Source organism: Campylobacter sp. DY7 (genome assembly GCF_057802535.1).
The window spans coordinates 25,270-36,409 of record NZ_JBYJAU010000015.1; the positions used below are offsets into that span (position 1 = coordinate 25,270).

Below are 11,140 nucleotides of genomic sequence, written 5' to 3' on the forward strand. Positions count from 1 at the left end.
TATATAAAAAAGGATTTAATTTGGATTTATTTAATTTAGTTTTAGAGCAAAAAGAAAAAAGATATAAAGAAAGATTAGCTTACGAAAATGAATTTAAAAGCCCTGTTATATGCTTTAGTTTAAACATTCCTTATTTATATAAAGTAAAAAATATTGATGAAGTTAAGGCTTTATTTTTATATGGCATTAACGAATTAATTAAGACTTTAAACCCTATTAATTATAAAGTTTATTTAGATGATTTATTTTGTTTGTTTACAATTAGCGATGATGCTTATACTTTAAAAGAGCATTGTATTAGGCTTGAAAATAAGCATAGTTTTTCAAGATTATTTGATTTTGATGTATATTTTAAAAATGAAGTTATTAAGGCTAGAGCAAGTGGTAGAAAGTGCTTTTTGTGTGATGAATTAGCCATAGTTTGTCAAAGAAATAATACTCATACAAAAGATGAAATTTATCAAAAAATTGATGATTTGTTTGATGATTTTTATGTTTATAAAGCATTAAATTATCCTTGCAAGAATGAATTTTCAAGCAAAGCATTAAGAGCATTGCTCTATGAAGTAAGTCTTGCTCCTAAGTTAGGGCTTGTTGAAATTCCGAATTCAAATTCTCACAGCGATATGAACTTTTTAAGCTTTATTGATAGTGCTAGTGAGCTTAAGTGGTATTTTGATTCTTTTTATACACTTGCAATGCTATCTAAAAGAAATGAGTTTAAAAGATTAAAAAGATTAGGGCAACTTGCAGAAAATGCAATGTTTAAAGCCACTAATAATATAAATACTCATAAAGGTGCTTTGTTTTTATTTGCGATTATGATTTATGTATGTGCAAAAAATGAAAATGATTTAAATCCTATAAATATTTCTAAAACTACTAAGCAAATATGCGAAAATTTATGCAAAAACGAGCTAAATAAAAACCTAAATAGTATAGGTGGAAAATGTTTTCATCTTTATGGGATAAAAGGTATTAGAGATGAGGTTGAACAAGGCTTTTTAAATACATTTAAAGCTTATGAATTTTTTAATAAACAAAGTGATTTTAAAGAGCTTAGAACTCTTTTTTATATTAGTTCAATCATTGATGATACAAGCTTACTTAAAAGATGTGAGTATGATTTAGAAAAATATAAAAGAGTTAAAAATACTTGTAAAAAATTAAGCACAAAAAAAAGTAAAAATTATATAAACTTAATCAAAAGACTTAATTATATTTATGTTAAAAATAATTTAAGTTTTGGTGGAAGTGCTGATGTTTTATCATTAGTGTTTTTTCTTGATTTTATATATAAAATAAATTCTAAATAATTGCTTAAATATAGGTTAATTTTTGATTTTTTTGCATAAAAACTATAAATATTGTTTATATATTAAAATTTTTTAATTAAAGTTATTGTTTTAATCTAATTTAAAATACAAGGAAAGAATTAAATGAAAAAAACTTTAATCACATCTATTATTGCGGCTAGTTGTCTGCATGCTGCTGAATATAATATCTTCATTTCTAGTTTTAAAAAAAGCGATTATGATAGCTTAAATAAAATTAAAGCTAAAATTGAAAAAGTTGTAGAAAACAGCAAATATGCTAACGAGCTTGTAGTAAAAGCAAGAGCAAGCGACCCACAAAGTCCAAATAATAGCAAATACCACACGGTAGTTGTTGAAACTGCTGATATGTCAAAAGCAAGAGTTACAGAAATTAGAAATTATTTAAGAGCTAATTCTATTTATAAAGACGCTTATTTTACAACTAGAAAGCCAAATGAACCAAAATTTTCTAAAGATACAAGCAATGATGAATTATTTGCTAATACTACAAAAGAAGAAGTTGTAGAAGTAACAAGCTCATCAGTATCAAATGCATTAGATAGCTTAGATGCTGAAAATGAAAATAGCTTAGATATTCCAACATTTAATAAAGTAGAAAACGCAAATTCAATTACTATAAATAAAATGATTGCAAGTGTATTAGAAACCAATCCACAAATTAATTCTTATAAACAAGAATACTTAAAATCATTAAAAGATTTAGATATTGCTAGTGCTGAGTATTATCCAATGCTTAATTTATATGCAAATGGTGGTTATGTAAGCAAAAACCATAAAGTTCATACAAATGCAAACCAAAAAGGAACAGGAACAACTCACGACGCTTCTATTGTTTTAACAGAAAATTTATTCAATGGTGGCAAAGATATGAATGGCAAAGCAGAGCAAAATCATATCACAAACTCAACTGCATATAAAGTAATTCAAAACTCAAATGAGTTAGTTTATGATAGCTCAAAAGCTTATTTAGATATGATTAAAACAAAATTATTATTAGAAATCGCACAAAAGAATGTTAAAGCTCATGAAGATATTTATGCTTTAATTAAGGATAGAACAAGCTCTGGTTTTGCAAGAGCTAGCGAAGAAAGACAAGCAGGAAGCCGTTTAGCACTAGCTAAAAATAATCTTTTATCAGCAGAAAACGATTATAAAGACGCACATTCAAGATTTACAAGATTATTTGGTAAGAATGTAGATATTAATACTCTTGTAATGCCAGAATTTACCTATGCACTTCCAAACTCACTTGAGAGCTTAGATGAAATCAGTAAGAAATGTAATCCAAGTATTAGAATTCAAGCAGAAAACATCAATGCTCTTGAATACAATACAAAAGTAAAAAAAGGAAATTATTTACCTAAATTAGACCTTGAGTTAAGAGCTGATTATGCAAAAGATAAGGTATTTAAAGATTTAAAACAAGATACAAAAGATACTTCAGCAGGTGCTTATTTAAGATTTTCATACAATCTATTTAACAAAGGTCAAGATAAATTAAATGTAGAAAAAAGCAAATTAAGTGCATTAGCTGGTCAAATGGATTATAATTCAACTTTAAGAGAATTACACGAAAGCAATGCTTACGCATTTAACTCATATCAAATTAGTAAAGATAAATTAAATTATTTAAATGATTATGTAGATTATGCAAAATCAACACTTTTAACCTATGAAGATGAATTTAAAATCGGAAAAAGAGATTTAATCAATGTTCTTGATGCTCAAAGCGAATACTTTAGTGCTGCGAAAGAATTAATAAGCACAAAGAGCAATATATTATTAACTCAATACAAAATGCTTAATAATATGGGCGTAATTTCTGAAGGTTTTGTTGATGGTTATGCTAGACAATACATTAACAAAGCTTGCGCAATTTCTGATATTAAATAATTTGAATGGGTAAGATTTTTTTTAAAAGAGTGATTTTATTCACTCTTTTTATAAGTATTACTTTATTTAGCTCTTCTTTTATAAAATCACAAACTTATACAAGAATGCAAAAGGCTTATGGAGATTTAGCCGTTGCAAGACTTGAAAAGCTAGATAAGTTAATGCAAGATATAAAAAATACCGATGAAGCAAATAAATTAGTAAAAGTTAATGAGTTTTTTAACAACCCTAACATTATTAAATGGCAAGATGATATGATTACTTGGGGTAAGACTGATTATTGGGCTAATAGATTTGAGTCATTAGGAAAAGGCTTTGGAGATTGTGAAGATTTCGTAATTGCAAAATATCTTACTTTATTAGATTTAGGTGTAAGCGAAGAAAAGCTATTTTTTACATACGTTTATGCAAATCTAAATGGCAAGTGGATTTCTCATATGGTTTTAGCATATTACGATAAGCCTGATGATATTCCGTTTATTTTAGATAGTAATACAAATTCAATTAAAAGGGCAAATAAAAGAGTTGATTTAAAGCCTGTGCTATCGTTTAATGCTAAGGACTTATTTTTAGCACAACAAGCATCAAGCGGTAAGTTATCGGCTAAATCTTCAAAATACACAAAAGATTGGTCAAATTATTTGGATAATTTGAAAAAGGGTGATTTATGACTTTATTTAAGCAAATTTTATTAGGTTCTATAATTTTTATTTTAGTTATTATTGCTATTGTTGGTGTTAAAAATTATCAAACAACAAGCGATTTTATAAATGAGCAATTAAGCGCAAATGCAAAGCACACAGCAACTTCTTTAGGTCTTGCAATAGCAACCCAAGAAGAGATTAATAAAGACAGCGTTGAGCTTATGATTAATAGTATTTTTGATAGTGGATATTATCAAGAGATAAAATTCGTAGATGCTAAAGATAATGTTGTATATGAAAAAAATCAAGAAAAAGTATTTTTTGGAGTTAGTGATTTATTTGTAAAACTTGTAAATATCAATACTCCTATTGAAAGTTTTGAGATTAGACAATGGAGCAAAATAGGAACTTTATATGTGCAAATTAGCCCAGCTTTTGCATACGAACAACTTTATAATACCTTAAAAGGACTTTTTGTTAATTTACTTATTATTTGCGTTGTTTCAATGATTTTGATTTATTTTTCATTAAAAGCAATCTTAGCACCATTAAATAAAGTAAGAAAACAAGCCGAAGCAATACTTGAGCATGAATTTATTATCCAACACAAATTACCTTTTACACAAGAAGTTAGAAAAATGGTAATGGCAATGAACTCAATGGTAGGAAAAGTAAAAGATATTTTTGAAAAAGAGAGTGAAACGCTAGATAAATACAATGATTTATTGTATAAAGATGAAAGAACTAAGCTATTTAATAGAAGGTATTTTATAAATAAATTTGAATCTATTAAGAGTAGGGAAGAATACTCAAATGGATATTGCTTTTTATTAAGCATTAAAGAAACTTATAATCTTAAAAAGATTTTAGGATTTAATAAATCTATTGAGTTTTTAGAAAAATTATCAGATATTTTAAGACAAAATGATAAAGCTTACGATGGCGAATGCGTGTTTGCTATAAATGAAAATGATTTTATTATATTAGGTGAAAATTCTTTAGCTTTTGAAGAAAATTGTAAGCTTATCCTTGAAAAAATTAAAGAATTATTTAAAGAATTTAACATTCAAGATAATAGCTTTATAATAAGCAGTGCTTTAACTTCTTATGAAGGCAAAAAGCTAAATGAAGTTTTATCAGAGCTTGACTTATTACTTTTAAAAGATAAAACAAATTATTCATTAAATAAGGCTAATAATACTGATAATATTATCTTAGGTAAAGAGCAATTTAAAGCCTTTATTTATAATGCTATGAATAACAATGATTTTTGTTTTGCTTCTCAAGAAGTTTTAGATAATGATAATAATGTATATCACAAAGAATTATATTTAAGATTAAAATATAAAGATGAATTAAAAAATGCTTCTTATTTTATGCCTATTGTAAATGAGCTTAATTTATCAAAAGAGCTAGATATTTATGTATTAAGCAAGGCTTTAGGCGAAGAATTTGAAACAGGAATTTCAATTAATGTTTCAAATGATTTAATTAAAGAAGAAAATTATTCTAAATTAGAAAAAATCTTTAAAGCTAAGAAAAATAATAAAGTTTTCTTAGAGCTTGCAATGAGTAAAGAATTAAATATTAGAGATTTAATCGCATTTTCAAGATTTTGTAAGATTTATGATATTACATTAGGGCTTGATCACTTTACTTTAAATAAAGAAAACTTAAGTATTTTAAATGAGCTAAATATTGCTTATATTAAAGTTCAGGCTAGAACATTGTTAGATTTATTAGAAGATGTGAATGCTAGTGGAGCGAAGAACGCTTTAGAAATTATTCTTAATTCAAAAGGAGTAAAAATTATTGCAATAGGTATAGAAAATGAAGAAACTTATAAAAAAATTAAGGAATTAAATATTAACTTGGTTCAAGGAAATTACACAAGTAAGGTTAAGGAAGAAAAATGATTAACGCAAAAACAGATGAATTATTAGATTGTCTAGTAATTCTTACAAAACTATACAACAACCCTTATAGTGCTGAAGCACTTACTGCAGGTTTGCCTTATGATACTAATTTAGGCGGTATAGAATTATTTTCAAAAAATAGTAAAAAATCTTTATTTAGTAGAGCAGCAAAAAGAGCAGGCTTTGCAAGTACTTTAGTAAAAAAAGAGCTAAAAGATATACCACAATTAGTTTTGCCTTGCATTCTAGTGCTTAAAAATCAAAGAGCTTGTATTTTACAAAGCTTTCAAGATGATGATAAATTAAGCATAATTTTCCCAGAATTTGAAGGGGCTGCTACTTTAGTAAGTAGAAAAGAAATTGAAGAAGAATATTTAGGATATGCTTTTTATTTAAAGAAAGAATTCGTAATAAAAAACGAAATAAATAATCTTAAAAACAATCCTAACGAGCATTGGTTTTGGGATACTCTTAAAAAGTCAAAATCAATTTATATTGATGTTTTATTAGCATCACTAATTATAAATATTTTTGTTTTAGCAGGTCCGCTTTTTACAATGAATGTTTATGATAGAGTTGTTCCAAATAATGCTATCGAGACACTTTGGGTTCTAGCATTAGGTGTATTTGTAGTATATGTTATAGATATGATTATTAAGCTTGTTCGTGCTTATTTTTTAGAAACAGCATCTAAAAAAAGCGATATTATTATGAGCTCTTTAATTTATGAAAGAGTGCTAGATATTAAGCTTAGTGCAAGACCTGCGAGCGTTGGTTCTTTTGCGCAAAACTTAAAAGAATTTGATACCTTAAAAAGCTTTTTTGCAAATGCTAGTATAGCTGCTATTGTGGATTTACCATTTTGTATAATCTTTTTAGCGACTATTTATTTTCTAGCAGGGCATTTAGTTATTGTTCCTATTGTTGTTATGATTTTAATTTTAATTTATACCTTTAGTATTAGAAAGCCACTTCAAAACTCAATTGAAAGTACATACCAAGCAAGTGCATTTAAAAATGGAGTTTTAATAGAGAGCTTAAACACACTAGAAACTATAAAAACCTTAGGTGCTGCATCATCAAGTCAATGGATTTACGAAGAAGCAACAGGCGAAATAGCAAATAAAAGTATAAAACATAAAATTTTATCAAGTTCTATTCCTATGGTTACAGGCTTTTTGGTTCAATTTAACACAATAGCAATAGTTGTAATGGGTGTTTATATGATTAAGGATATGGAGCTTAGTATGGGTGGGCTAATTGCAAGTGTAATTTTAAGCTCTCGTGCAATTTCACCTATGGGACAGGTTGCTTCACTTATATCAAATTATGAACAAACAAAAACAGCTTATAAAAGTCTTGATGATATTATGCATATGCCAGTTGAGCGTGAAAATGGCAAGAAATTTGTAAGAAGAAATAATTTCTTAGGAGCAATTGAGTTTAAAAATGTTTCATTTTCTTATCCAGAAGCTAAAAAGCAATCTCTAAACGATATTAGCTTTAAGATTAATGCAGGAGAAAAAGTAGCAATCATAGGAAAAAATGGTAGCGGAAAAACAACCATTGAAAAGCTAATCATGGGACTTTATGAACCTAGTAAAGGAAGTATTCATGTAGATGGTATTGATATAGAACAAATTGACCCTGTGGATTTAAGAGAGCACATTGGCTATGTTTCTCAAGATATTATGCTATTTAAAGGCACTTTAAGAGATAATATTGTTTATAAAGCACCTTATGCAAGTGATGAAGAAATCATCAAGGCTGCTAATATTTCTTGTGTTAGCGAATTTGTAAATTCTCATCCGCTTGGATTTGATATGCCTGTTTATGAGCGTGGAGAAGGTATTAGTGGAGGGCAAAGACAAGCAATTGCGATAGCAAGAGCATTTATTACAAATACTCCTATTATGTTACTAGACGAGCCTACAAATCAAATAGATACTCAAACAGAAGCAAAAGTTATAAGTAATTTAAAAGAAGCTTGCAAAGACAAGACTTTAATAGTAATTACTCACAAACAATCATTATTAAGCCTTGTTGATAGAATTATTGTAATTGATAATTCTAAAGTGATTTTAGATGGTAGCAAAGAAGAAGTGTTAGCAAAGTTAGGAGCTAGTAGATGAAAAACTATACTAAAGATGATTTAGATTATATGAATAGCTTATCTCAAGCAGTATTATCAAAAAGTTCTCAAAAAACAAAAACAATGCTTTATATAATTATTGCTTGTGTAATAGGTCTTATTGCTTGGATGAGTGTTGCAGAAGTTGATGAGATTACTAGAGGGCAAGGAAAGGTTGTTCCTAGTGGGCAAAATCAAATAGTGCAAAACCTAGAAGGTGGTATAGTTCAAGAGCTATTAGTAAGAGAAGGTGATGTAGTTAAAAAAGGACAAATTTTACTTAAGATTGACAATAAAACCTTTGAGAGTTCTTTAGGTGAGAGTGAAGTAAAAATTAGCGAATTATTAGCTAAAAAAATTAGGCTTTACGCTCAAGCAAATGATAAAGAATTTGATTCAGGAATTTTAGATGAAGATGAGCTTAAAAAAATCTTTCCACTTACTTTAAAAAACGAGCATAGTTTGTATGATACAAATATGGAGCAACTAAAAGAAAAAATCTCACAAAAACAAAGCGAGATTAAGGAATTAAAATCAAAAATAAATCATTTAAATACAAGCTATAATTTGGTTTCAAAGCAAAATAACCTTACTTATAATCTTTATAAAAAAGGTAGCGTAAGCGAGGTTGAATATCTTCAAATAAGCAGACAATTAAACGATATTAGAGGAGAGCTTTCTCAAGCTAGATTATCATTACCAAAACTTGAGGCCGCATTAAATGAAATAAAGCTTAATTTTACAAATGATTCTAAAAAAGAATTAAACGAAACAAACGCAGAAATCGCAAGAATTAATAAAAGCCAAATAGGTCTTGATGATAGAGTGGATAGAACCTTAGTAAAAAGCCCAGTAAATGGAATTGTATCAAAGCTAAATATTCACACAGTTTCAGGAGTAATTAAACCTGGTGAAAATATCGCAGAAATTGTTCCACTTGATGATAAATTAATCGCAGAAGTTAAGGTTAAACCTGCTGATGTGGCATTCTTAAGAGAAGGTTTAAGAGCGATTATAAAAGTTAGTGCTTATGATTTTAGTATTTATGGCGGACTTGAAGGTAAGGTTATGCAAATTAGTGCAGATACAGAGACTAACGATAAGGGCGAGAGCTTTTATTTAGTTAGGGTAGTAACTGATAAAAACCACTTAGGAACAGATGAAAAACCTTTAAATATTAAAGTAGGTATGATAGTAAATGCTGATATTGTTACGGGTAAAAAAACAATATTAGATTATTTATTAAAACCGATTTTTAAAACAAAACAAAATGCTTTAAGGGAAAGATAATGCAAGTAATAATTAACTTAGAAGATAAAGAAATAAGAACATATTTAGAAGATATTTTAAGTGACTTTAGGATTTATTCTACAAGTTACTTAGAAGTAATAGCTGTAAAATATAAAGATGCAGTTGTAATAAGTGATAATGTAGATAATATTAAGGCTTTATCAGAGCAAGGTATTAAATGTCTTGCAATTTCAAAGAACCCTAATTTTATGGAAGCACAATATTTCTTAAATGCTAATGCAAAAGGATATGCAAACGCAAGAATGCAAAAAATCCACTTTAGTGATGCAATTAATTGTATTAATAATGGTGGGGTTTGGATTTTGCCTGATATTATTGATAATATGGTTAAACTAATTAATCAAAGCTATAAAAATGATGATAGTAATTTATTTGATATATTAAATGATAGAGAAAAGATTGTTGCTAATTACATAAAAGATGGTTTATCAAATCTTCAAATAGCAGAGATTTTACAACTTAGCGAAAGAACAATAAAAACAATAACTTCAAGTATATATCAAAAACTAGGCGTAAAAAATAGAATTCAATTTATTATGGCTGTTAAAAATATTGAATAATTCTCACTTTTTGTGGGAATTATTCATAAAATACTTATTTTTTCTGATTTTATTAATAATTATTATTATTTATTAAATAATTTTATCTACACTCTTCGGTTTTAAATAACATTTAGGAAATAATGAAAGAATTTTAGTTTTATTATTAAAAATAATGTAATAGTTTTTATTATATTGTTTTATTCGTAAAGTATTTTGATTTTAAAATATTTTATATTTAATAATAATTTTTACTAAACTTTAACTTTTGTTAAATTGGGGGGGGGGTATAATCAATAATAAAATTCAATTTGTAAGGACAAGAAATGAAATTATCGCAAAAAATTTCTATTTATTTAGCAGTTGTGCTTGTAATAGCATCAGTTATCTTAACTACCTATGAAATTAATCGTGTTAAAGGTATTATTAATAAAAACTACGATGAATTAAATGGTAACGATATAATCATAAAAAGTTTATACATAAACACTTATATAGATTCAAAACTAAATAACATAAAAAAGATAGCAAATAAATTTGAAGAAGCAAAAAACCTAAGCCCTGAATTTATAAAATCAATAATAGAAGATGATAATAAAATACTAGATTTTCAAGGACTTTTCATAGGTCTTGCAAATGGTAATGTTTATAAAGCTGAAACAGATTTAAGCTTTAGATTAATTCCTAATTTTGACGGAAGAACTAGAGCATGGTTTAAAGAAGCTAATGAATTAAGAAAGGCAAGTTTATCATCAATTTATAAAGATGTTTCAAGTGGCAAACAGGCTACAACTATTTTTGCTCCTGTATTTATAAACAATGAAATAGCAGCTGTTGTTGGTGGAAATATTTTAGTTGATGATTTTAGTGATGAAATTACTAGAACAAATTCTTTGAAAAATTCTAGCACAATTATTCTTGATAAAAACGATGAAATTATTTCAAGTTCTAATAAAGATGATTTAGGTAATCCTGAATGGAAAAAAGAATTCGTCACTAAATTACATGAGTCTTATAAAAAGAACAAAAATGGTAATTTTGTTTTCAGCAAAAATAATGAAGATTTTTTAGCTTATTGTGTTGTTGATAATTTAACAGGTTATGATATTTGTGCAGTTATGCCAAAGGCAAATATAGATGAGACAATTCATAAAAGCTTTATGAATTCTGTTATTGAATTTAGCTTGTTTATTTTAGTTGTTATAGGTGTTTTATATTTCTTAATAAAAAGCTCATTAAAACCTATTGAAATTATTCAAAAATCTTTAATTGAAGTTTTTGCATTTATTAACCACGAAACCAAACACGCAAGTAAAATAAACCTAAACTCTAAAGACGAATTCGGAGCAATGGCAAGAGCTATTAATGA

General features: G+C 27.0%; 8 protein-coding genes. All 8 read left to right on the forward strand.

The window, feature by feature from the left end:
* Window positions 1–20: 20 nt before the first annotated feature.
* A complete protein-coding gene (locus AC1B00_RS08250; RefSeq protein ID WP_488849228.1) occupies window positions 21–1,316 on the forward strand; it encodes a triphosphoribosyl-dephospho-CoA synthase in 1,296 nt (431 codons plus the stop codon).
* 123 nt (window positions 1,317–1,439) lie between these two features.
* Window positions 1,440–3,230: a TolC family protein gene (locus tag AC1B00_RS08255; protein WP_488849230.1), complete on the forward strand. Its 1,791-nt coding sequence runs from the start codon at window positions 1,440–1,442 to the stop codon at window positions 3,228–3,230.
* A gap of 5 nt (window positions 3,231–3,235) precedes the next feature.
* Window positions 3,236–3,901: a transglutaminase-like cysteine peptidase gene (locus tag AC1B00_RS08260; protein WP_239818473.1), complete on the forward strand. Its 666-nt coding sequence runs from the start codon at window positions 3,236–3,238 to the stop codon at window positions 3,899–3,901.
* Window positions 3,898–5,790 carry a bifunctional diguanylate cyclase/phosphodiesterase gene (locus AC1B00_RS08265; protein WP_488849231.1) on the forward strand — a complete coding sequence of 631 codons (1,893 nt, stop codon included), beginning with the start codon at window positions 3,898–3,900 and terminating at the stop codon, window positions 5,788–5,790. The genes AC1B00_RS08260 and AC1B00_RS08265 overlap by 4 nt, the downstream gene beginning before the upstream one ends.
* On the forward strand, window positions 5,787–7,922 hold the full coding sequence (locus tag AC1B00_RS08270) for a type I secretion system permease/ATPase (protein WP_239818475.1): 2,136 nt from the start codon (window positions 5,787–5,789) through the stop codon (window positions 7,920–7,922). Before AC1B00_RS08265 ends, AC1B00_RS08270 begins: the two co-directional genes overlap by 4 nt.
* Window positions 7,919–9,211, forward strand: coding sequence for an HlyD family type I secretion periplasmic adaptor subunit (locus tag AC1B00_RS08275; protein ID WP_488849233.1), 1,293 nt, complete (start codon window positions 7,919–7,921; stop codon window positions 9,209–9,211). The genes AC1B00_RS08270 and AC1B00_RS08275 overlap by 4 nt, the downstream gene beginning before the upstream one ends.
* Entirely contained in the window at window positions 9,211–9,792 is a 582-nt protein-coding gene (locus tag AC1B00_RS08280; RefSeq protein ID WP_488849234.1) for a response regulator transcription factor, read from the forward strand. The genes AC1B00_RS08275 and AC1B00_RS08280 overlap by 1 nt, the downstream gene beginning before the upstream one ends.
* A 305-nt stretch (window positions 9,793–10,097) precedes the next feature.
* On the forward strand, window positions 10,098–11,140 hold a 1,043-nt coding region (locus AC1B00_RS08285), incomplete at its 3' end, for a cache domain-containing protein (RefSeq protein ID WP_488849235.1).

Excerpts from the sequence above, each read along its gene's own strand:
- AC1B00_RS08255 (WP_488849230.1), top strand. The coding sequence starts at position 1,440 with ATGAAAAAAACTTTAATCACATCTATTATTGCGGCTAGTTGTCTGCAT.
- AC1B00_RS08260 (WP_239818473.1), top strand. The coding sequence starts at position 3,236 with ATGGGTAAGATTTTTTTTAAAAGAGTGATTTTATTCACTCTTTTTATA.
- AC1B00_RS08265 (WP_488849231.1), top strand. The coding sequence starts at position 3,898 with ATGACTTTATTTAAGCAAATTTTATTAGGTTCTATAATTTTTATTTTA.
- AC1B00_RS08270 (WP_239818475.1), top strand. The coding sequence starts at position 5,787 with ATGATTAACGCAAAAACAGATGAATTATTAGATTGTCTAGTAATTCTT.
- AC1B00_RS08275 (WP_488849233.1), top strand. The coding sequence starts at position 7,919 with ATGAAAAACTATACTAAAGATGATTTAGATTATATGAATAGCTTATCT.
- AC1B00_RS08280 (WP_488849234.1), top strand. The coding sequence starts at position 9,211 with ATGCAAGTAATAATTAACTTAGAAGATAAAGAAATAAGAACATATTTA.